The organism is Pseudarthrobacter sp. SSS035 (genome assembly GCF_023273875.1).
GTDB lineage: Bacteria > Actinomycetota > Actinomycetes > Actinomycetales > Micrococcaceae > Arthrobacter.
The window spans coordinates 1,019,037-1,042,420 of record NZ_CP096882.1 but is presented as its reverse complement, the minus strand read 5'-3'; the positions used below and the strand labels follow the sequence as shown (position 1 = coordinate 1,042,420).

Sequence of the window (23,384 nt, the reverse complement as noted above, 5' to 3'; positions counted from 1 at the left end):
GAAAGCCTCAGGCTGAGAACGTCGCGGATGCCGGTTTGACAAGAGTGAGACCAGCGGGTAAGTTTGAAAAGTTGCTCCGGAGCGATCCACGGCCGATTGGTTGTGGTGGTGCCGGGTGTGTCTGTTGTTTGAGAACTCAATAGTGTGCCAAGTTTGTTGATACCAATTTATTGTATTGAATTGGTTGAATTGACTGGATTATGCCACCCCGTGGTGTGGTCTGGTTTTTACAGCTGGTTTCAAATTTTGTGCAGCCATTTTATCCTGTTATTTCCGGGGTTGGTGGTTGTGTCTGTTTTACTTCAACGGAGAGTTTGATCCTGGCTCAGGATGAACGCTGGCGGCGTGCTTAACACATGCAAGTCGAACGATGACCCGGTGCTTGCACCGGTGATTAGTGGCGAACGGGTGAGTAACACGTGAGTAACCTGCCCTTAACTCTGGGATAAGCCTGGGAAACTGGGTCTAATACCGGATATGACTCCTCATCGCATGGTGGGGGGTGGAAAGCTTTATTGTGGTTTTGGATGGACTCGCGGCCTATCAGCTTGTTGGTGAGGTAATGGCTCACCAAGGCGACGACGGGTAGCCGGCCTGAGAGGGTGACCGGCCACACTGGGACTGAGACACGGCCCAGACTCCTACGGGAGGCAGCAGTGGGGAATATTGCACAATGGGCGAAAGCCTGATGCAGCGACGCCGCGTGAGGGATGACGGCCTTCGGGTTGTAAACCTCTTTCAGTAGGGAAGAAGCGAAAGTGACGGTACCTGCAGAAGAAGCGCCGGCTAACTACGTGCCAGCAGCCGCGGTAATACGTAGGGCGCAAGCGTTATCCGGAATTATTGGGCGTAAAGAGCTCGTAGGCGGTTTGTCGCGTCTGCCGTGAAAGTCCGGGGCTCAACTCCGGATCTGCGGTGGGTACGGGCAGACTAGAGTGATGTAGGGGAGACTGGAATTCCTGGTGTAGCGGTGAAATGCGCAGATATCAGGAGGAACACCGATGGCGAAGGCAGGTCTCTGGGCATTAACTGACGCTGAGGAGCGAAAGCATGGGGAGCGAACAGGATTAGATACCCTGGTAGTCCATGCCGTAAACGTTGGGCACTAGGTGTGGGGGACATTCCACGTTTTCCGCGCCGTAGCTAACGCATTAAGTGCCCCGCCTGGGGAGTACGGCCGCAAGGCTAAAACTCAAAGGAATTGACGGGGGCCCGCACAAGCGGCGGAGCATGCGGATTAATTCGATGCAACGCGAAGAACCTTACCAAGGCTTGACATGAACCGGAAATACCTGGAAACAGGTGCCCCGCTTGCGGTCGGTTTACAGGTGGTGCATGGTTGTCGTCAGCTCGTGTCGTGAGATGTTGGGTTAAGTCCCGCAACGAGCGCAACCCTCGTTCTATGTTGCCAGCGCGTTATGGCGGGGACTCATAGGAGACTGCCGGGGTCAACTCGGAGGAAGGTGGGGACGACGTCAAATCATCATGCCCCTTATGTCTTGGGCTTCACGCATGCTACAATGGCCGGTACAAAGGGTTGCGATACTGTGAGGTGGAGCTAATCCCAAAAAGCCGGTCTCAGTTCGGATTGGGGTCTGCAACTCGACCCCATGAAGTCGGAGTCGCTAGTAATCGCAGATCAGCAACGCTGCGGTGAATACGTTCCCGGGCCTTGTACACACCGCCCGTCAAGTCACGAAAGTTGGTAACACCCGAAGCCGGTGGCCTAACCCCTTGTGGGAGGGAGCTGTCGAAGGTGGGACTGGCGATTGGGACTAAGTCGTAACAAGGTAGCCGTACCGGAAGGTGCGGCTGGATCACCTCCTTTCTAAGGAGCACCTACGGATTGTTCATGCCATGTATGTGGTGTGGGGGTTTGTCAGGAGTATATGCCCGTTGCGCAGACGATTGTTCTGCGGCGGGTGCTCAAGGGTGGAATATCAACGAATAGGTGCCTGGTGGCACATGCCGGCAGCGAGTACGGATTCCTTCGGGGGTCCTGGAAAGCGGCGGGGATGGGTTGTTGGGTAGTGTTTGGCACACTGTTGGGTCCTGAGGCAACAGGGCCGGGAGGATGGGCTGCAGCTTACGGGTTGTGGTGTGTTTTGTCGGGTTTGTTTGTTTCTGGTTTCCTGGCTGCATCGATCATGCGCGTTTGGTTCTCCTTTTGTGGGGTGCTGGTGTGTGGGGTGTGTGGTTTGGGGTTGTTGTTTGAGAACTACATAGTGGACGCGAGCATCTTTTATAAGAAGCAATTTCCAAGAATTATGAACCTGGATCTGTCCGGGCGTCTGTTGCTGTGGCCTTCGGGTTGTGGTGGTGGTGTCCGGGTGGTTTTCGTGGTTCTCTCGTAAATTAGTTTTTTTGATCTTTTGTGGTCAAGTTTTTAAGAGCACACGGTGGATGCCTTGGCATTAGGAGCCGAAGAAGGACGTAGGAATCTGCGATAAGCCTGGGGGAGTCGATAACCGGACTGTGATCCCAGGGTGTCCGAATGGGGAAACCCCGCCAGGGGCGCGAGCTGCCTGGTGACCCGCATCTGAACACATAGGGTGCGTGGAGGGAACGCGGGGAAGTGAAACATCTCAGTACCCGCAGGAAGAGAAAACAATAGTGATTCCGTCAGTAGTGGCGAGCGAACGCGGATCAGGCTAAACCGTTCCATGTGTGATAGCCGGCGGGCGTTGCATGGTCGGGGTTGTGGGACTTTCCATACCAGTTCTGCCGGACTGGTGAGGTGTGATGTGCAGGCATAGGTGAACGGTCTTGAAAGGCCGGCCAGAGAGGGTGTGAGCCCCGTAACCGAAATGTTTTGTGCCGCCTGGAGAGTATCCCAAGTAGCACGGGGCCCGAGAAATCCCGTGTGAATCTGTCAGGACCACCTGATAAGCCTAAATACTCCCTAATGACCGATAGCGGACCAGTACCGTGAGGGAAAGGTGAAAAGTACCCCGGGAGGGGAGTGAAACAGTACCTGAAACCGTGTGCTTACAATCCGTCGGAGCAACCTTGTAGTTGTGACGGCGTGCCTTTTGAAGAATGAGCCTGCGAGTTAGTGTTACGTCGCGAGGTTAACCCGTGTGGGGAAGCCGTAGCGAAAGCGAGTCTGAATAGGGCGTTGCAGTGGCGTGATCTAGACCCGAAGCGAAGTGATCTACCCATGGCCAGGTTGAAGCGACGGTAAGACGTCGTGGAGGACCGAACCCACTTCAGTTGAAAATGGAGGGGATGAGCTGTGGGTAGGGGTGAAAGGCCAATCAAACTTCGTGATAGCTGGTTCTCCCCGAAATGCATTTAGGTGCAGCGTTGCGTGTTTCTTGCTGGAGGTAGAGCTACTGGATGGCTAATGGGCCCTACAAGGTTACTGACGTCAGCCAAACTCCGAATGCCGGTAAGTGAGAGCGCAGCAGTGAGACTGTGGGGGATAAGCTTCATAGTCGAGAGGGAAACAGCCCAGACCACCAACTAAGGCCCCTAAGCGTGTGCTAAGTGGGAAAGGATGTGGAGTTGCGAAGACAACCAGGAGGTTGGCTTAGAAGCAGCCATCCTTAAAAGAGTGCGTAATAGCTCACTGGTCAAGTGATTCCGCGCCGACAATGTAGCGGGGCTCAAGTACACCGCCGAAGTTGTGGATTTCAGATATTAGCTAAGCCGCCCCTTGTGGGTTGGTTCAGGCGTCTGGAGTGGTAGGGGAGCGTCGTGTGGGCAGTGAAGTCGCGGTGTAAACCAGCGGTGGAGCCTACACGAGTGAGAATGCAGGCATGAGTAGCGAAAGACGGGTGAGAAACCCGTCCGCCGAATGATCAAGGGTTCCAGGGTCAAGCTAATCTGCCCTGGGTAAGTCGGGACCTAAGGCGAGGCCGACAGGCGTAGTCGATGGACAACGGGTTGATATTCCCGTACCGGCGAAAAACCGTCCATGTTGAACAGGGGATACTAACCGCCCGATGCCTGCCCGCCCACCCTTCGGGGTGATGTGGGTTTTGGTGGAGCGCGGGACCTGATCCTGGGAGGCAAGCGTATTAACAGGTGTGACGCAGGAAGGTAGCCAAGCCGGGCGATGGTTGTCCCGGTCTAAGGATGTAGGGCGAACGGTAGGCAAATCCGCCGTTCATGATGCCTGAGATCTGATGGGACCCCCTCACGGGGGGATTTGGTGATCCTATGCTGCCGAGAAAAGCATCGACGCGAGGTTTTAGCCGCCCGTACCCCAAACCGACACAGGTGATCAGGTAGAGAATACTAAGGCGATCGAGAGAATTATGGTTAAGGAACTCGGCAAAATGCCCCCGTAACTTCGGGAGAAGGGGGGCCCCAACCTTGAACACCACTTGCTGGTGGGAGGGGATCGGGGCCGCAGAGACCAGGGGGAAGCGACTGTTTACTAAAAACACAGGTCCGTGCGAAGTCGCAAGACGATGTATACGGACTGACTCCTGCCCGGTGCTGGAAGGTTAAGAGGACCGGTTAGCCTTACGGCGAAGCTGAGAATTCAAGCCCCAGTAAACGGCGGTGGTAACTATAACCATCCTAAGGTAGCGAAATTCCTTGTCGGGTAAGTTCCGACCTGCACGAATGGAGTAACGACTTCCCCGCTGTCTCAACCATAAACTCGGCGAAATTGCAGTACGAGTAAAGATGCTCGTTACGCGCAGCAGGACGGAAAGACCCCGAGACCTTTACTATAGTTTGGTATTGGTGTTCGGAGTGGCTTGTGTAGGATAGGTGGGAGACGTTGAAGCCCGGACGCCAGTTCGGGTGGAGTCATCGTTGAAATACCACTCTGGTCACTTTGGACATCTAACTTCGGCCCGTAATCCGGGTCAGGGACAGTGCCTGATGGGTAGTTTAACTGGGGCGGTTGCCTCCTAAAAAGTAACGGAGGCGCCCAAAGGTTCCCTCAGCCTGGTTGGCAATCAGGTGTCGAGTGTAAGTGCACAAGGGAGCTTGACTGTGAGAGAGACATCTCGAGCAGGGACGAAAGTCGGGACTAGTGATCCGGCGGTACATTGTGGAATGGCCGTCGCTCAACGGATAAAAGGTACCTCGGGGATAACAGGCTGATCTTGCCCAAGAGTCCATATCGACGGCATGGTTTGGCACCTCGATGTCGGCTCGTCGCATCCTGGGGCTGGAGTAGGTCCCAAGGGTTGGGCTGTTCGCCCATTAAAGCGGTACGCGAGCTGGGTTTAGAACGTCGTGAGACAGTTCGGTCCCTATCCGCTGCGCGCGCAGGAAATTTGAGAAGGGCTGTCCTTAGTACGAGAGGACCGGGACGGACGAACCTCTGGTGTGTCAGTTGTACTGCCAAGTGCACCGCTGATTAGCTACGTTCGGATGGGATAACCGCTGAAAGCATCTAAGCGGGAAGCTCGCTTCGAGATGAGATTTCCATACACCTTGTGTGTGAGAGGCCCCCAGCCAGACCACTGGGTTGATAGGCCGGATGTGGAAGCGAGGACTAACGACTCGTGAAGCTGACCGGTACTAATAGGCCGATAACTTACACCACACACCACCCCGTAAACCTATTCAAAAGAGGTTTACACCCAGGGGTGGTACGAAGATAACAAGACTGCTTGCGTCCACTATGTGGTTCCCAAACAACAAACCCGACACCGGCTTGTTGCAGGGAACAAAAACACAACACAATAACAACACCACACCTGCCCTCACCGGCAGGAAGCATGTTGTAACCACAGATTTCCCACCCCACGGCACAGCCAACGGGTGCGGAGCAAGGGTTACGGCGGTCATAGCGTGGGGGAAACGCCCGGTCCCATTCCGAACCCGGAAGCTAAGACCCACAGCGCCGATGGTACTGCACCCGGGAGGGTGTGGGAGAGTAGGTCACCGCCGGAACATCATTACGGTCGAGAGCCCCCCAACCACCAGGTTGGGGGGCTCTCCCATTTAAACACCACCACACACCAGCCCGGGACGCCACCACACGCTCCGCCGTCGCGCACCACACAACCCGGCACCCGAACTGACAGAGCATCCGCCGGAAACCCGCAGAAACTGCGAGAGCATCGACTGTGGCGGATGCTGGAGCCGCGTAGAGTTGGCGTCCATGGAGAACCTTTTCAGCCACGCGGACGACGCCGTCCCCGCTTCAGTTGAGCCCGCAGAGAACCTTGAACCTGTCATCTGCACTGTCACAGTGCCGGGGCCGGTGGCGCAGGCGTTCGCCGGTTTCACGGATCACACGCACTTGTGGTGGCCACTGGATTCACACGGTGTGTACGGCGCAGGATCTTACGTTGAGTTTGAAGAGAACCTCATCGTGGAGACAGCTGACGACGGCAGGACCGCCGTCTGGGGTTCCATAGATGACTGGCAGCCGCCGCTTTCCTTCCACGCGTCCTGGCATCCCGGGACCACCGCTATCTGGTCCACCGAGCTGCGAGTCGCATTCAGGGCCGTGGAGTCCGGGACCAGGGCTCCTGACATGGCTGGGGGTCCGTGTGGGTGATTTGTTGAGTTTCCGGGGATTCTTGCGGGCCAAAGTCTTTTAATCATGCCCTCAATGTGAGATAATAAGAGTGTGACTATTTTGCTGGTGATGGAGGTGGGAAGATGGGTCTGATGCCAACCCAGATGCCCCTGCCGTTGATCGAGGACCTCGGTGCCGTGTTGATCGGATCCTCCGCGGCGTTGCTGGAAAATGAGACGCACGGCGGCAAGGTTTTCCTCAATGGCCAGTTGTGCTGGGTGTGGGATGCCGGCCAGGATGACCTGCGCCGCCTGGCCGCGGTGCAGTTGGTGCGGACCGGCGCCGCCCGGGTCAACGAGGTAGCGGCAGGCTTTGGCGTCACCCCGGAATCCTTGCGGCGCTGGCGGGTCAGTCTTACCGGCGAGGGCGTCTCCGCGTTGGCGCCGGTGAAGAAAGGCCCCAAGGGCCCGACGGTGCTGACCGGGGAGAAAGCGGCCGAGATCCGCCGCCTGCGTGCCGGTGGTGCGAGCCTGCGGGCAACGGCTGCAGCGGCCGGGGTCTCCACCGACACTGTCCGGCGCGCCCTCGCCGGCGATGAGTCAAACACCCCGGAAGCCGGCCAAATCAGCGCTAACAAAGGCGGATCAGCGCCCGGCGCATCAACGTCGCCGACCCAGCTGGTGTTGCCCGTGCTGCCGGAGCCGACGGATCGTTCCGGGGAACGGGCAGCAGCCCGTTCCGGGCTCCTCGAATGCGCGGTCCCGGTGTTTGCCCCGGCGGCCCGGGTGCCGTTGGCCGGGCTGTTTCTGGCCTTGCCGGCGCTGGAGGCCACCGGGCTGTTGGCCTGCGCGAAGGCAACGTTCTCGGCGTTGCCGGACGGGTTTTACGGGCTGGAAACCATGCTCCTTGACGCCGTGTTGCGGGCCCTGGCCGGGGAACCCCGTGCCGAAGGCGCCACCCGGATCGATCCCGTGGCCCTGGGCCGGGTGTTGGGCCTGGACCGGGCCCCGGAAGTAAAAACCATCCGCCGCAAAATCGGGTTCCTGGCCCAGACCGGTAAGGCCGGTGACCTGCTCACCGCCCTCGCCATCCACCACCTCCACCCAGGGGGCGATAGTGAGCGCGGTGGTGAGGGCGGGGATCTGGCTGCTGTTCTCTATGTTGACGGGCACGTCCGCGCCTACCAGGGCACCAAGAAAATCGGGAAGGTCCATTCCACGAGGCTGAAGTTCCCGGTCCCGGCGACCGAGGAAACCTGGGTCTCTGACGCGCACGGTTCCCCGGTGCTGGTCGTCATGGCCAAACCCGGCACCGCCCTGACCGGTGAACTGCGGGCCCTGCTGCCGCAGCTGCGCACCATCATCGGAGACTCCCGGCGGGTGCTGGTTGGTTTTGACCGGGGAGGCTGGTCACCGGCGCTCTTCAAGCACATGGACGAGGCCGGCTTCGACGTCCTGACCTGGCGCAAAGGCACCACGGCGGACATCCCCGAGGACAGCTTCACCGAGGTCGCCCATGTGGACACCCACGGGGAAACGAGGACCTGGAACGCGGCGGACACGGCCGTTGATCTGGCCCTGGCCACCACCGGGGAAGCGTTCCGGATGCGACAGATCAGCCGGATTGTCCCGGTCAGGGGCGGGGCAACCCGGCAGATCCACATCCTCACCACCGATCAGGGGACGCCTGCCGGTGAGGTGATCTACCGGATGGGGTCCCGCTGGCGGCAGGAAAACTACTTCCGCTACGCCCGCATCCATTTCGACCTGGACTCCCACGACGCCTACACCTCCACCGATGATGACCCCGAAAGGTCAGTGCCCAACCCGGACAAGAAAAAGGCCTACCAAAAAGTCGTCGCCGCCCGCGCCCACTACGACCAGGTCCTGGCCCGAACAGACGCCGCGATGCTCGCGCTGCGGACACCAGCCCCAGGCACCAACGAAGTCACCATCACCAACGCCATGCACAACCAGGTCACCGCGCCACTCTGGGCCGCGGAAACCGCTCTGGGCCAGGCAGAAACCGCCCACCAGAAGATCCCCGTCAGAGTTCCGTTGGGAGCACTCTCACCCGGCCAACAAATCCTCGACACCGAGACCAAACTCATCACCCACGCGATCAGGATGGCCGCATTCAACACCGCCACCACCCTCGCCCGGGAAATCCGGACCAACACCGGCTACGCCCGCGCCGCCGAAGAAGCCCACACACTGGCACGGCACGCGCTCACCGGCAGCGGCGATATCGACACCACCACCCCCGGCTACCTCACGATCCGGCTGGACCCACTCCCCACGGCGCGGGCCACGGCGGCAATCGGCGAGCTCTGCCAGCACCTCACCACCACCCAAACCCGCTACCCCGGCACCGGGCTAATTCTGCGCTACGAAATCAAAAACCACGCCTGACCCCACACGCAATAGCTCACCATGTCAGGAGCCCTGGGGACCGAGCTGCGCCTGGTCCACAACGGCTGGGAAGGTGCGGAGGATCCTGCCGCAGCTCGCGCCGACTATGCTGCCGGCTGGCCGAAGGTGCTGGACCGTTTCGTGAGGTTCATGGGCGGGGAAGCTTAGGCCTGACGGCCGGCCCTGAAGAGCAGCTTGGGACGGACCCAGCTCAGGATGGACTGAGGGGCACGGTCAGGCCGGCGGGACGGCCGTGCTGTTCCGGACGAGGAACTCCGTAGGGTACTCCCGGTCGGTGGCCGCTGCTGACGGTGGCGTGCCCTTGTCAGGCCGCTTCGCGCCGGCGTCGAGCGTTTCCAACAGCATGCGGGCCGCCAGGGCGCCCTGGCCGCGCGCATCCTGGTTGATGGTGGTCAGCCCAAAGACTTCGCCGAGTTCGTGTCCGTCCATGCCGATCACGGAGAGATCCTGTGGCACGCGCAGGCCGAAGTCGCGCGCGGCGAGGATGGCGCCGATGGCCATCTCATCGGAGGCGGCAAAAACTGCTGTGGGCCGCCCGGCCGGGGAGGCCAGGAGATTGCGGGCACTGGCGTAGGCGCCCTGGATGGTGAAGTCCGCGGACACTACCCATTCGGGGCGGACAGTGTGCCCCGCGGCCTGCATTGCTGCCTCAAAGCCCGCCCGGCGTATCCCCGGCAGTTTGAAGTCCTGGTTCAGTTCGGCCTCGCCGGTGATGTGTGCGATCCGGGTGTGGCCCAGCCCGAGGAGGTGCTCGGTGGCTGTCCGAGCCAGGCTGGCGTCATCAATCCTGATGGTGGAGGCGCCGGCCAGGGCGCCGCCGATGCCGACGATCGGGCGGTGGATTGCCAGGAGCTGGTTGATTTCGGTCTCGCTCAGGACCAGTGCCACAGCGATGACCGCATCCAGCCGCTTACGGAGCAGGAAGTCGTTGAGGACGCTGCGGCGGCGTTCCGGCCGGTCACCCACGTTGTAGAGGGTGAGGTCGTAGCCGGCGTCGAGCAAGGTGCCGGACACGCCCTCCACCACGGACGAGAAGTACCAGCGGTGGATGGACGGGACCACCAGACCCACGTTGTGGTTGCGGCCTGAGGCCAGGCTCGACGCATGGTATGACGGGACGAAGCCCAGTTCGTCGGCCGCTGCCTTTGCCAGCTGCCTGCTTTTGGCCGACACGTTCGCTTTGCCACTGAGCGCCCGCGACACAGTGGCGATCGACAGCCCGGCGCGGTCGGCAACGTCCTTGATGCCCGCAAGTCCCACTAGGCTGCGCCGTCTCCGCCAATCCGGAGCCACGCGGTTTCTCCGGATGCCAGGAAGTGGGCTGCGCGCGAGCCGGAGTCAGTGCCGGCGTCAGAGTCAGGGCCAGCGCTGCGGACCAGGACGTTGCCTGCCGGCATCTCCAGTGGTTCGTGGTTGAGGTTCATAAGCACCAGCGTATCGCCGTTCACATACGCCAGGGACGAGCCTGTGCACCAGTCGTCGGCCCAAGCCAGTGACCCCCTGCCCAGGTCAAGTTCGCGGCGCAGCGCCAGCATGTTCCGGTACAGGGAAAGATGCGACGACGGCGATGCGGCCTGTGCGTCCCGTGCCAGGTCCGCGAAGCTCGCCGGCAAGGGAAGCCAGGGATCCTGGCCAGAGCCAAAGCCCAGGTGCCGTTCTGTGCTGCGCCACGGGAGGGGAACCCGGCAGCCGTCGCGGCCCAGCCGGGCCCCTCCGGTGCGTGCGAACGTGGGATCCTGCCGCAGGTGCTCCGGAATATCGATGCCGTCCGGCAGGCCGAGCTCCTCACCCTGGTACAGGTAGGCGGCGCCGGGCAGTCCCAGCATAAACAGGGAGGCGGCGGCTGCACGCCGACGGCCCAGGGCTGTATCCGGCTGCGGATCGGCCGCACCGATGCCGTCGCCATCGCGCGGACCGGGCCCGTTGTAACCAAAGCGGCTGGAATGCCGGACCACGTCGTGGTTGGAGAGAACCCAGGTGCTGGGGGCTCCTACTGCGTCCAGGGCAGTCAGCGAGTCTGTAATAACACTGCGCATCCGGTTAACGTCCAGCCCGGCGTGCAGGTAGGGGAAGTTGAAGGCCTGGTGCATTTCATCGGACCGGACCCAGTCGGCGAGGCGGGGGAGTGGGTCAACGTTGGCTTCGGCACACAGAATGCGGTCCGGCCCGTACCCGTCCAGGATCAGGCGCCAGGCCCGGAAGATGTCGTGCAGGGCCGGCTGGCCGAACATCGGAGCCTCGTGGCCGGGGAAGCCGTCCGAGCTGCCGCCGTCGGCCCGGCCGCCCCAGGCCGGCAGCCCCGGGGCCTTGACCAAAGCGTGGGCGACGTCCACCCGGAAGCCGGAGACGCCGCGGTCCAGCCAGAAACGGAGCACCCGCTCAAATTCGGCGTGCACGGCCGGGTTGTCCCAGTTGAAGTCCGGCTGGGAGGAATCAAACAGGTGCAGGTACCACTGGTCCGGCTGGCCGTCCGGCCCCGTGACCCGGGTCCAGGCCGGACCGCCGAAATGGGACTGCCAGTTGTTGGGCGGTTCGTGGCCTTCAGGCCCCGCCCCGTCCCGGAAGATGAACATGTCGCGCTCCGGGCTCCCTGCTGGGGAGGCGAGGGCTGCCTGGAAAGCCGCGTGCTGGTCCGAGCAGTGGTTGGGAACCAGGTCCACGATGACCCGCAGCCCCAAGCGGTTGGCCTCGGCAATCATGACGTCGAAGTCGCCCAGGGTGCCGAAGATCGGATCCACGTCGCAGTAATCGCTGACGTCATAGCCTGCATCGCGCTGCGGCGATTTGTAGAAGGGGGACAGCCAGACAGCGTCCACATCCAGCTCTGCCAGTTGCGGCAGTTCCGCCGTAATCCCGGCGAGATCGCCGATGCCGTCGCCGTTGAGGTCCCGGAAAGACCGCGGGTACACCTGGTAGATGACGGCGGAGCGCCACCAGCCAGGGGCGTTGTCGGCATCGTGGATGAGGGTCAGCGGACCTGCCAGCGGAGCTGCGGTGGTGATCACGGAATCAACAGACATGCCGATCAGCCTAGTTGAGAAGCGTCATGATATGGAAACGCTTCCAGCATGTATGTGCTGATGCAATTCGGTGTTCTAGGAGAAATGGGTCTGACCTGTGGAAACGCTTGCAGCATCCCGGGATTGTGACGCGTTTGCGACGTCGTGGCCCGCCCTAGACTGGGGGAGAACGACGACAACGACGACAGAACGGGAGGCTGCGTGGGCAGCTTGGTTGAAGAGCTGGTGGGCGTCCTCGGGCCAGGGCGGGTCAGTACCGAAGAGGAGCTGCTCGCGAGATATGCCGTGGACCAGGCCCCCATCCTGGACTTCCAGCTCCCCGAGGCGGTGGTCTTCGCCGGGTCTGTGGCGGATGTGCAGGCTGTAGTCAGGCTGTGTGCGGCCCTCAACGTCGCCGTTGTGGCCCGCGGAGCCGGAACAGGCGTGTCCGGCGGTGCGCACGCGAGCAGGAATTGCGTAGTCGTGTCCCTGGAACGGATGAACCGCATTCTTGACCTCAACCCGGACGACGAGACCGCTGTCGTCGAACCCGGCGTGGTCAACGCCGCCCTCAACGAGGCCGCAGCAGTGCATGGCCTGATGTACGCGCCGGATCCGGCGAGCTTCCGTTCCTCCACGATCGGCGGCAACGTTGCCACGAATGCCGGGGGACTGCGCTGCGCCAAGTACGGCGTAACCCGGGACTCGGTGCTGGCGCTGGATGTGGTGCTGGCCGACGGGTCCCTCATCCACACCGGCCACCAGACATTCAAGGGCGTGGCGGGCTACGACCTGACGGGACTGTTTGTGGGCTCTGAGGGCACTCTGGGGATCGTGGTGGGGGCGACCGTCCGGCTCAAGTACCTGCCCCGTGACGTGCACACCATCGCCGCATTTTACCCGGACTTCAGGCAGGCCGCTGCCGGCGTCCTGGCGGTGGGCCGGGCCCGCGTGCAGCCGGCCATCATGGAACTGCTCGACGGCGGGACGCTGGCCCAGCTGGACGATCTCCACGGCTCCGACCTGAGCTCCCGCGGCCGTTCGCTGCTCCTGATCCAGACCGACGGGTTCGGGGCAGCGGCGGAGGCCGACGTCGTGCGTTCCGTTCTCGCGGCCGGCGGGGCAACGGTGAGCACGGAATCCACGGCGGAAGCCGAGCAGCTCGTGGAACTCCGCCGGAACAGCCGGGGCGTGGAGGTGGATGACGAATACCGTGTGGGCGAGGACGTGGCCGTGCCACGCTCACGCCTGGTGGATTACGTGGCGGCGTTGGAAGACCTCGCGGCAACACATGGCGTGAGCCTGAAGGTGGTGGCGCACGCCGGCGACGGCAACCTGCACCCCACGTTCTGGATAGACCGCCAGGACAACGCGGTGGACGCTGACGCCATGGCCCGGCTGAACCGTGCCCTGGACGCCTCCATCGATGCTGCCCTCGAAATGGGCGGCACCATCACCGGGGAGCACGGGATCGGCCAATACAAGCTGCGCTGGCTGGGCCTGGAGCAGCCGGAGCCAGTCAGGGAGCTCCAGCACAGGATCAAGGAACTCTTTGACCCGGCAGGGATTTTGAATCCGGGCAAGGCCATCTAAAGGCTGTTAGCTGTATTAACCCAACCGTGCTGCCGCCGAGGCCGGCCCCGCGTCAGTCGTCGACGTCAGGGTACTCTTCGATGGTTTCGTCGGCGCCATAGCGGGAGGACTCCTCGGTTTCCACTTCGAGGATCTTCAGCATCGCAGTATCCGGGTTGAGCATGATGGCGGCCTCGTCCCGGCGGTGGCGCAGGACGGACTCGATGTAGGACTGCACTGCCTCGGCGAGCGGAATGTGGCGGGCCTGCTCCTCGGACATGTACCAGCGGTGCTCCAGCACCTCGTGGACCGCCTCCGCCGGCTCCAGCTTGCGGGACAGGTCGCGGGGGATCGAACGCACAATCGGCTCGAAGACCTGGCTGACCCAGAGGTGCGCGCTGTATTCCTCGTCCATCCCCGGGTTGTTGTCCGCCCGGAAGGAGTCCATGTCATTGAGCAGGCGCCGGGCCTGGTTCTCCTGGGCGTCCAGTCCGGTCAGCCGCAGCAGCCGCCGCTGGTGGTGTCCGGCGTCGACCACCTTGGGCTGAAGCTGGATAGTGGAACCGTTCTGGGTGGTCTTGATGGCGTATTCCTCGACGTCGAACCCGAGCTCATTAAGCTTCCGGATCCGGGCGGCCACCCGCCAGCGTTCGCCGATTTCGAAGGATTCCTTCTCGGTCAGTTCCGTCCACAGGCGCCGGTAGCTCTCCATGATGAGTTCGCTGGTGGCCACCGGGTCCACCTTTTCCTCGATCAGGCCGCCGTCCAGGAGGTCCATCAGCTCGCCGGCGATGTTGACCCGGGCAATCTCGAGATCGTACTCGCGCTGGCCGGTGGAAAGATCGGGATACAGCTCGCCGGTTTCCGCGTCCACCAGGTAGGCGGCGAACGCGCCCGCGTCACGGCGGAAGAGCGTATTGGAGAGCGAGACGTCGCCCCAGTAGAAGCCGATGAGGTGCAGCCGGACCATCAGCAGGGCCTGGGCATCGATGAGCCTGGTCAGGGTGTCCTTGCGGAGCATCTGCGAGAACAGGGCCCGGTACGGCATGGAGAATTTCAGGTGGCGGGTGACCAGTACGGGGTTCAGCGGCCGCCCATCCAGGGTGGTCCGGCCCGTGATGACGGCTACCGGGACAACGCACGGGACGTCCAGGCGGGCCAGCTTGCGGAGCATGTGGTACTCGTGGCGGGCCACATGCTCGGACGTTTCCTTGATGGCGATGACGGAGCCGCCCAGGTGCGCGAAACGCACAATGTGCCGCGAGATGCCGCGGGGGAGCGCTGCGAGGTTCTCAGCCGGCCAGTCCTCCAGTGCGATGTGCCAGGGGAGGTCCAGGAGTTCGGGATCCGCGGACGCCGCCGTGATGTTCAGCGAGCTGGAAGCGGCAAGGACCTTGTCATCCTTGGCACTCGCTGCCTCGAACCGCGGCAGTTTGCCGACCTGCGCGTAGTCCGTGGGCTCGTCGTGCCACTGTGCACTGTTTTCGTCGGTCATGGGTCAATTCTTTCGTACAGAGGGGCGGCTGGCCTAAACCTCGGGCTTAAACGGCGACGGCGGCCCGTCCAGTAAGGAGGGCCGCCGTCGGTTAGATCTCGGCGCCGGTGGATGGGCCCACGCCGGCAGGGTTCCCTGGCCGAAGCGGAGCGAGGTTAGGGCGCCGGTGGGGACTAGTCGCCCAGGCGCAGACCGGTCTTGGTGTCGAACAGGTGCACGTGGCCCGACTGCGGACGGACGTAGATCGTGTCGCCCTTCAGCGGGGGACGGCGGCCGTCGACGCGTGCCACGATGTCGTGGTCCTTGCCGTCCAGCGTCGTGTGGCCGTAGACGTAGGCGTCGGCACCGAGTTCTTCAACAACGTCGACCTCGACCTGGAGACCTTCACCGTGAGAGGCCTGCTCGAGGTCCTCGGGGCGGCTGCCCAGGGTGACGGTGCTGCCGTGGGCCTCTTCGAGGATGTTGCGCGGCACGGGGTAAACCGTTCCGCCGAACTGGACGCCGCCGTCGACCACGGGCAGTTCGAGCAGGTTCATGGCGGGGGAACCGATGAAGCCGGCAACAAAGACGTTCTTGGGCTTGTCGTAGAGGTTGCGCGGGGTGTCAACCTGCATCAGCAGGCCGTCCTTCAGCACAGCCACGCGGTCACCCATGGTCATGGCCTCGACCTGGTCGTGGGTGACGTAAACGGTGGTGACGCCGAGGCGGCGGGTCAGGGATGCGATCTGCGTACGGGTCTGGACACGGAGCTTGGCGTCCAGGTTGGAAAGCGGCTCATCCATGAGGAACACCTGCGGGTTACGCACGATGGCGCGGCCCATGGCAACACGCTGGCGCTGACCGCCGGAGAGTGCCTTCGGCTTGCGGTCCAGGTACGGCTCGAGGTCAAGAAGCTTGGCGGCCTCACGGACGCGCTCGGCGCGCTCTTCCTTGGAAACGCCGGCGATCTTCAGCGCGAAGCCCATGTTGTCTGCAACCGTCATGTGCGGGTACAGCGCGTAGTTCTGGAAAACCATCGCGATGTCGCGGTCCTTCGGCGGAACATCGGTGACATCGCGGTCGCCAATAAGAATCCGGCCGGCATTGACGTCCTCAAGGCCTGCGAGCATGCGCAGGGAGGTGGACTTACCGCAACCGGAGGGTCCTACGAGGACCAGAAATTCGCCATCGGCGATTTCGATGTTGAGCTTGTCAACAGCGGGCTTCTCTGTGCCCGGGTACAGACGCGTAGCGTTATCAAAAGTAACTGTAGCCACAGTTATCAATCCCTTCACCGGCAGGTACGTGCCGGACGATCCGTTGTGAATGGTTCATGTAATTCAGTTATCCACGGCATTGCAGCCGTGTACTCCCCGGCCGAAGGCCGAGGAGTATCACGTGACGCCGCACGGTTCCTGTGCGCCACATCACAACCAAGAGTATGTCAGACGAATGGCTTATTCGTGCAAATGTTACGGAGGTCACATGTGAGGTTGGACATGTCGCCGACGTTCAGTCAGTGCCGGGCTCTTCTTCGGCCACCACCAGGCTCCGTTCCTGCAGGAGTGCTTCGAGCAGTTCCGCCACGTGGGCCGGCGCTTCCACCCGGAATTCGGCCTGGGTGAAGTCCAGGCCCACCTTGACGCCCACATCGCCGGATTCCAGGCGCGCCAGGGCGTCCTCGTCCGTGACGTCGTCGCCGGCGAAGAGGACCGCAGTGGCCCCGGTGATCTGGCGCAGGAACGTCAGGCCCTCGCCTTTGGAGGCGTTGACTACCGATGTTTCCAGGACGCGTTTGCCGTTCTTCAGGAAGACGCCTTTGCGGTCCTGGAGAACGGAACGGGCCGCAGCCACCGCGTCCTCGGCAACATCGTCCGTGGCCAGCCGGGTATGTAGGACTACGCCTGCGGGTTTGTCTTCGAGGAGGGTGCCCGGTGCCTGCTCGACGATTTCTTCGAGGACACCGCGGACTTCGGCCAGCAGCAGGCGCTGGGCTTCATCGAGTGTCAGCTCCGCGGAGCCGGGGCCCAGCCACGCCTCGGCGCCATGGCTGCCGATCAGCAGCGTGTCCACCGGGGGCGAGGCGGCCGCGCGCAGGCTGGCGAGGGCGCGCCCTGAGATGAGTGCCGTCGTCGTGCGTGGAAGGGCGGCGAGCCCAGCGAAAGCGGCGGCGGAGCGGGGAAGTGGGCGGGCGTCGTCGGCGCGGTCAACCAGCGGGGAAATCGTGCCGTCGAAGTCCATGGCCACCAGCAGGTGTTCCGTCTGGGCGATGCGCCGGGCGGCCTGCCGGAGTTCGGGGGACAAGGTGAGCGGGCCCTTGGCGGACCGGGCGTCAGGAGTCATCGCGCACAACTTTCTCGTTCAGGGCGGCCAGGAAGTCAGCTGACCAGTGGTCGACGTCGTGTTCCAGGATCTGCTTGCGCATTGACCGCATGCGGCGCGCGGCGTCTTTGGGAGGCAAATCGACGGCCCGCATGATGGTGTCCTTGAGGCCGTCGATGTCGTGCGGGTTCATCAGCAGCGCCTGCTTGAGCTGGTCCGCGGCGCCAGCGAATTCGCTGAGGACCAGGGCGCCGTCGTTGTCCTTGCGGGCGGTGACGTATTCCTTGGCCACGAGGTTCATGCCGTCCCGGAGCGCCGTCACGAGCATGACGTCGGCGGCGAGGTACAGCGCCACCATCTCCTCCACGGGGTAGCTGTGGTGCAGGTAGCGGACCGCGGTGTTCTGGATGGTGTCGTAGGTGCCGTTGATGTGGCCGACGGTACCTTCGATTTCCTCGCGCAGGAGGCGGTACTGCTCAACCCGTTCGCGGCTGGGGCTGGCAACCTGGATCAGCGTCGCGTCGCCGACCGTCAGCTTGCCTTCGTTCAGGAGTTCCTCGAAGGCCTTGAGCCGGTGCCGGATGCCCTTGGTGTAATCGAGCCGGTCCACGCCCAGGAGGATGGTCTTGGGGTTGCCGAGATCCTGGCGGATCTGGCGTGCACGCTCGATGATCTCGGGGTTGTGGGCCAGTCCGTTGATCTGGGCTACGTCGATGGAGATGGGGAAGGCTTGGGCCCTGGCGATGTGCGTGATTTCGCCGTCCTTACCCTTCACATGCACCTGCTGCTGCTTGACGCTGGCGCCGAGGAACCGGCGGGCGGAGCGCATGAAGTTGCCGGCGTCGCTGGGGCGCTGGAAGCCCACCAGGTCTGCACCCATCAGGCCGTCAATGATGGCATGCCGCCACGGCAGCTGGGCGAAGATTTCCGGCGGCGGGAAAGGGATGTGGTTGAAGAACCCGATCCGCAGGTCCGGCCGCGCCTGGCGCAGCAGCCGCGGCACCAGCTGCAGCTGGTAGTCCTGGACCCACACCGTGGCGCCCTGGCCGGCATGGCGTACGACGGCGTCGGCGAACCTTTGGTTGACCCTGCGGTAGGCGTCCCACCAGGTTCTGTGGAACTCCGGCGGCGCGATGACGTCGTGGTAGAGGGGCCACAGGGTGGCGTTGGAGAAACCCTCGTAGTAAAGCTCAACGTCGTCGTTGCTCAGCTGGACGGGCACGAGGTCCATGCCGCCGTGGCTGAAAGGCTCGACGGTTTCGTCAGGGGCGCCGTGCCAACCCACCCACGCGCCGTCGGTCTTGGTCATCATGGGTGCGAGGGCAGTCACCAGGCCGCCGGGGGAGCGACGCCAGCCGGAGCCGTCGTCGCCGCTCTCACCTGGCGCGCAGCGGTCAACGGGCAGCCTGTTGGAGACAACCATAAAATCGTACGTGGCGGCCGTGCTGTGGCTGCTCGCGGCGGCGCCGGTTGCGGGTACAGCTGTTGGTTTTTCTTGGACGGGTGTTTGCATTGCGGCCCCCTGGGGTTGCTTGTGCCTTTAAGCCACCTTAATAGGATGGAATCTTCGGGGCTATTCGTCCGTTGGTTATTCGGGCGGAATAGTTGAAAGCGCAAGCTCTCAGGTTTGTCCCCTAAAATGGTGGAGTCGCCACAGAGTGGTCCCCCTATGTCGATCGACCCAAGGAACACATGAGCCCCGCAAATGAAATACGCAAGTCCAAGGCTGAGCGAACCTCGGAGGCGCGCGAGAAGGCACGCCTGATCCGTGAGGCGCAGCTGACGAAGGACAAGCGCAACAAGCTGCTGATCGGCTGGGGCATTGTGGTGGCCGTCGTGGCCATCCTTGTGGTGGTGGGGCTGGTGGTGACCACAACGATGCGGCAGAACGCCCCGATCGCTGACCAGGGGCCGACGCCGGCCAACGGCAACGCCAACGGTGGCATCACCTTGCTGGCCAATACCGACGTCGCGAAGCTGGAAGCAGCCACCGTTGACGCAGCCTCCGTGGGGGAGCCCCCGAAAACCGCGCCGGCTGAAGTGGTTGCCCCCGGCGCCGAAGCTGAGGCCGGAAAGCCGGTCAAGGTGGTCCTATACGTTGACTTCATCTGCCCGGTTTGCAAGAACTTCGAGGCACAGTACAACGAGCAGCTGACGACGCTCCGCAACGAGGGCAAGATCACGGTGGAATACCGGGCGCTCGGATTCCTGGACAGCCGGTCCTCCACGAACTACTCCTCCCGTGCAGCCAACGCCGCCGCGTGTGTTGTGAATGAGTCTCCGGAGAAGTACGCGGAGTTTGTGGACTCGCTGTTCGCCAACCAGCCTGCCGAAGGTACCGCCGGTCTTTCCGACGACAGGCTCAAGACCATGGCCACGGACATCGGCGCCAAGAACATTGACACCTGCATCGACGAGAAGACCTACCGTCCGTACGTGAAGTTCACAACCAAGCAGGCCGCGGCGATCGGCGTCACCGGCACGCCTACGGTGTTTGTGGACGGCCAGCAGTGGGGCAAGGGTGCCAGTGCGCAGACCCCGTTCCCTGACTTCCTGCAGGCAGCGATCACCGCGAAGGGCTAAAGTCCTTCCACTCAGAGGACCTGCTTCCGGATCGATTCCGGAAGCAGGTCCTTTGTTTTGCTCCGGTTCGCCCCTGGCCGGCGTTTTTACGAGCGGGCGGACTTGGGCTAACCTTATCTAGCGCCTTGCGGCGCACGCCCCTCGGGGGCGCGCCTCCTTAGCTCAGTTGGCCAGAGCACCGCTCTTGTAAAGCGGGGGTCGTCGGTTCGACTCCGACAGGAGGCTCCAGTTGTGGCTTTGACCTGCGGTTTTATGTCGGAGCCCATGACCCGCAGGACCAGGTTTTGTGCAGGATCTGGAACGTTTATGACGGTTCCAACCCGTCCGTTGGGCTAGTAAATGGTCCTGACCAGCGATTTAAATCCAGATGCCGCTTACGCAGAGCGGGCGGATGAATTAGGAAGTACGGGCTAAATCTTCGGTTCGAATCCTCCGCCGACCCAACAGGGCGCTGACCTGCGGGGATACTGCCATTGGCAGTCGGGAGAAGGCGATGCCCCCACGCGACTCACCTTTTACTCACCCTAATCAGCGTCCGGGGGCTCCTCTCTCAACCCGAGATTGAGTGCGAGATTCATGTCCAGGTGCGTGAGTGGGGGCCGTAGGTCCCCGGCTACTCTTCACTCGCAGCGCCCGTTCGCGAATATTCCAGCTATTGGGTCACTCGACTTCAAGCGGAGGCGACATGGATTGGCCCGGCTGAGTGATCGGATCGCGTCAAGGCACTGCGCTCCGACAGTGGATACTCATTCCCGGACGCGCCAATGGGAACGAGTGACGCCAGTGGCTCGCCTTCGATAAGGCGAGCCACTGGCGTCGTGCGTCTACGGGCCCAGGTGCGCGTTACTCGGTCCGTCGAAACTCACCCGGTGGCGACTGCGGATTCCGCCTCCTGCTTGGCGATCAGCCGGAGGAAGGCCGGGAGTGTCGCGAGGGCCACGAGCCCGGCGAAGACCACGTAGATGCCCGTCGCGAACGATGTGATTTGCACGGCCCAGGTCATGAGCGCCGGGGTGAAGCCGGCGAAGAAGATCGCCGCGATGTTGTAGGAGAATGATGTTCCGGTCGAGCGGACCTTCGCTGGGAACACGCGGGCGAGGGCCGAGGGGATGATGCCCGCGAAGCCGGAGACCGCGATGCACAGCACGATGTGGACCACGATGAGCACCGGCAGCGTCGGGACGGCGTGCAGCACTACAAGGGCGGGCACGGGGACGGCGATGAGCACCCATGTCATCCACCGCAGGGTGCGTTCAGTGCCGAACCGGTCGGCGAGGCGGCCTGCGTAGACGCACGCGAACATCATGAACAAGTTCCCCACGAGCGAGGCCCAGAATGCCTCGTTCGGCGTGAACCCGAGGCCCACGGTCTTGGATGAGTAGTACGTGGGCGCGTAGATGACAAGTGCGTAGACACTCACGGTCCACAGGATGGCCATGAGCGCGGCCACGACGAGCTGCTTCGGGTAGTGCCGGAAGAGCTCGCGGATCGGTGAGCGCTTCTCCGCGCCCATCGACTCCTTCATGCTGAGGAATTCCTCGGTCTCGTCCAGTTGCTTGCGGATGTACACCGCGACCGGGACGATCAGGAGTCCGATGAAGAACGGAATGCGCCATGCCCACTCCGTGAGCTCGCTCTGGGAGAACGTGGATGTGATGACGACGCCGATGAGCGCCGACATTGCGTTGGCGAGGCCCATCGAGCCCTGCAGCCAGCCGGTCAGGCCGGCACGCCGCTCCACAGGGGCCTTCTCGACGAGGTACGCGGTAGCGCCGCCGATCTCGCCGCCCGCGGAGAAGCCCTGGAACAACCGCCCGACGAGCAGGAGGATGGGGGCGCCGATGCCGATCGCCCAGAACGGCGGGGCGAAGCCGATGATGAACGTGCCCACGGCCATCAGCGAAACCGTCAGGGTCAGTGTGGCCTTGCGGCCGTGCGTGTCGCCATAGGAGCCGAGGACGATCGCGCCGAGCGGGCGGGCGAGGAACCCGACCGCGAAGACGAGGAACGTCGCGATAAGGCCGGACGAGGAGTCGCCCTGCATGAAGAAGTTGACGCTGATGTAAGAGGCGAAGAACGCGTAGCTCGAGAAGTCGAACCACTCAAGGGCGTTGCCGGCGGCAGCGGCGATAACGACCTTGCGCAGTGGATCCTTGCCGGGCTTGGCGGAGCCCGCGGGCTTCGCCTGGCCTGCGGTGAGGTTTGCGTTAGACGGGAGTGTCTTGGACATGGGGGTCCTTTAGGGGATGTTATTAATCAGGATAGGGGAAATGGGGGTGACAGACGCCGCTCAGGCGGCGACGGTCTCGGCGCGGTCCAGCTCGGACAGGGTCTCTGCAAGGACGCGGATGCCGCGCACGATGTCGGCGGTGGGGGTGAATTCCTCGGCGCAGTGGCTGCGCCCGCCGGTGGAGGGGACGAAGATCATGCCCATGGGTCCTAGGTGGACCATGTGGGCCGCGTCGTGCCCGGCCCCGGACGGGACGGGCGCCCAGGTGTGGCCGAGTCGGTCGGCGCTGGTTGCGATGACGTCCCGGATCGCGGGCGCCGTGGGGACGGCGTCCTGGTCGGTGAGCCACTCGATCATGTGTGACACGCCGCGGCGGTCCGCTTCGAGGCCGATCTCCTGGGCGAGCCGACCCTTGGCCCCGGAAAGCCACTCCGAATCCGTGGAGCGGAGCTCGGCCCACAGTCGCGCCTCGGACGGGACTACGTTGAACGAGCCCGGATAGGATTCGATGCGACCTGTGGTCGCGACGCCGTGCACGGGCGCCCCGCAGCCCTCGCGCTCGATCGTGAGCACGGCCGCCGCGGCGGCCGTGAGCGCGTCGAGGCGCGCGTCCATTGGGGTCGCGCCCGCATGGTCGGAGCGGCCGATGAACTTCGCCATGAGCCGGTCGATGCCCGCGATCGCGGTCACGACTCCGATCTCGTGACCTGATTGCTCGAGCAGTGGCCCCTGCTCGATGTGCAGTTCGATGTACGCGTGCAGCGAGCCCGGCGCCCACGCGTTTTTAAGGGCAGCCTGCGGGTCGAGGCCTACGGCAGTAAGAGTGTTGCCCATGCTCTGCCCGCTCGCGCCGGTCATGTCCAGGTGCTCGGGAAGGAGGATGCCGGCGATCGAGCGGGAGCCGACGCAGGAGATGCCGAACTCGTTCGGCTCCTCGCCGAGGAAGTCCACCACGTAGAGGTCGCGGTTGAGGGCAACGCCTGCGCGGCGCAGTGCCTCGACGGCTTCGATCGCGCCGAGCACTCCGACGATCCCGTCGAACCGCCCGCCGCCGCGCACCGTGTCGGTGTGGGACCCGGTCATGATCGACTTGAGGGTCAGCCCGGCCGCTGATGCGCGGCCGGGGAGGCGACCCACGATGTTCCCGCCGGCATCGTGGGTGACCTCCAGGCCGGCGTCGTGCATCCGCTTGGCGACGAACTCGCGGGAGGCGCGATAGGGGTCGCTGAAGACCTGCCGCGTCCACCCGTCCTGGGCGGAGTCGACGTAGCCGGCGAGGTCGGCGATGGCCGCCTCGACGGATTGGGCGTCGGGCTCGATGAGCGTCTGGGTCATG

Annotated in this window: 13 protein-coding genes, 1 tRNA gene, 3 rRNA genes and 1 pseudogene; 10 read left to right on the top strand and 8 right to left on the bottom strand. The window is 63.1% G+C overall.

The window, feature by feature from the left end:
• Positions 1–302 precede the first annotated feature (302 nt).
• The 7 genes and pseudogenes from MUN23_RS04705 (at position 303) to MUN23_RS04675 (ending at position 9,015) form a co-directional block, all read left to right on the top strand.
• Positions 303–1,828, top strand: a 16S ribosomal RNA gene (locus MUN23_RS04705).
• A gap of 61 nt (positions 1,829–1,889) precedes the next feature.
• Complete coding sequence (locus tag MUN23_RS04700; protein ID WP_248761709.1) at positions 1,890–2,354, top strand: hypothetical protein; 465 nt, start codon at positions 1,890–1,892, stop codon at positions 2,352–2,354.
• Positions 2,355–2,376: 22 nt separating this feature from the next.
• Positions 2,377–5,512 (top strand): 23S ribosomal RNA (locus tag MUN23_RS04695).
• 233 nt (positions 5,513–5,745) lie between these two features.
• Positions 5,746–5,862 (top strand): 5S ribosomal RNA (gene rrf, locus MUN23_RS04690).
• Together the 16S, 23S and 5S rRNA genes form the textbook arrangement of a ribosomal RNA operon.
• A gap of 211 nt (positions 5,863–6,073) precedes the next feature.
• Positions 6,074–6,439: pseudogene (locus MUN23_RS04685) on the top strand (hypothetical protein); the annotation flags it as partial.
• Positions 6,440–6,588: 149 nt separating this feature from the next.
• Entirely contained in the window at positions 6,589–8,847 is a 2,259-nt protein-coding gene (locus MUN23_RS04680) for a putative transposase (RefSeq protein WP_248762124.1), read from the top strand.
• A gap of 21 nt (positions 8,848–8,868) precedes the next feature.
• Entirely contained in the window at positions 8,869–9,015 is a 147-nt protein-coding gene (locus MUN23_RS04675; RefSeq protein WP_248764189.1) for a hypothetical protein, read from the top strand.
• A 66-nt stretch (positions 9,016–9,081) separates the two neighbouring features.
• On the opposite strand, the gene MUN23_RS04670 is transcribed toward MUN23_RS04675, so the two are convergent.
• Complete coding sequence (locus tag MUN23_RS04670; protein ID WP_248762347.1) at positions 9,082–10,128, bottom strand: LacI family DNA-binding transcriptional regulator; 1,047 nt, start codon at positions 10,126–10,128, stop codon at positions 9,082–9,084.
• On the bottom strand, positions 10,128–11,888 hold the full coding sequence (locus tag MUN23_RS04665) for a glycoside hydrolase family 13 protein (protein ID WP_248762346.1): 1,761 nt from the start codon (positions 11,886–11,888) through the stop codon (positions 10,128–10,130). Before MUN23_RS04665 ends, MUN23_RS04670 begins: the two co-directional genes overlap by 1 nt.
• 201 nt (positions 11,889–12,089) lie before the next feature.
• Between MUN23_RS04665 and MUN23_RS04660 the strand changes: the two genes are divergently transcribed.
• Entirely contained in the window at positions 12,090–13,460 is a 1,371-nt protein-coding gene (locus tag MUN23_RS04660) for an FAD-binding oxidoreductase (protein ID WP_248762345.1), read from the top strand.
• 52 nt (positions 13,461–13,512) lie between these two features.
• Here the strand turns inward: MUN23_RS04660 and MUN23_RS04655 are convergent, their stop codons facing one another.
• The 4 genes from MUN23_RS04655 to MUN23_RS04640 form a co-directional block, all read right to left on the bottom strand.
• A complete protein-coding gene (locus MUN23_RS04655) occupies positions 13,513–14,934 on the bottom strand; it encodes a DUF4032 domain-containing protein (protein ID WP_248762344.1) in 1,422 nt (473 codons plus the stop codon).
• Between the two features lie 173 nt (positions 14,935–15,107).
• The gene (locus MUN23_RS04650; protein WP_056346563.1) at positions 15,108–16,190 is read right to left on the bottom strand and encodes an ABC transporter ATP-binding protein; all 1,083 of its coding nucleotides are present in this window, start codon (positions 16,188–16,190) and stop codon (positions 15,108–15,110) included.
• A 235-nt stretch (positions 16,191–16,425) separates the two neighbouring features.
• Positions 16,426–17,256 (bottom strand): trehalose-phosphatase, encoded by an 831-nt coding sequence (gene otsB, locus MUN23_RS04645; protein WP_248762343.1) that lies wholly within the window; start codon positions 17,254–17,256, stop codon positions 16,426–16,428.
• On the bottom strand, positions 17,246–18,748 hold the full coding sequence (locus tag MUN23_RS04640) for a trehalose-6-phosphate synthase (protein WP_305886578.1): 1,503 nt from the start codon (positions 18,746–18,748) through the stop codon (positions 17,246–17,248). Before MUN23_RS04640 ends, otsB begins: the two co-directional genes overlap by 11 nt.
• Before the next feature lie 179 nt (positions 18,749–18,927).
• Between MUN23_RS04640 and MUN23_RS04635 the strand changes: the two genes are divergently transcribed.
• A complete protein-coding gene (locus MUN23_RS04635; RefSeq protein WP_248762341.1) occupies positions 18,928–19,818 on the top strand; it encodes a thioredoxin domain-containing protein in 891 nt (296 codons plus the stop codon).
• Positions 19,819–19,969: 151 nt separating this feature from the next.
• A tRNA-Thr gene (locus tag MUN23_RS04630) sits at positions 19,970–20,046 on the top strand.
• Positions 20,047–20,680: 634 nt separating this feature from the next.
• Here the strand turns inward: MUN23_RS04630 and MUN23_RS04625 are convergent.
• Entirely contained in the window at positions 20,681–22,048 is a 1,368-nt protein-coding gene (locus MUN23_RS04625; RefSeq protein ID WP_248762340.1) for an MFS transporter, read from the bottom strand.
• A gap of 60 nt (positions 22,049–22,108) precedes the next feature.
• Positions 22,109–23,383, bottom strand: a complete 1,275-nt coding sequence (locus MUN23_RS04620) for a M20 family metallo-hydrolase (protein WP_248762339.1) — start codon at positions 23,381–23,383, stop codon at positions 22,109–22,111.
• Position 23,384: the final 1 nt, after the last annotated feature.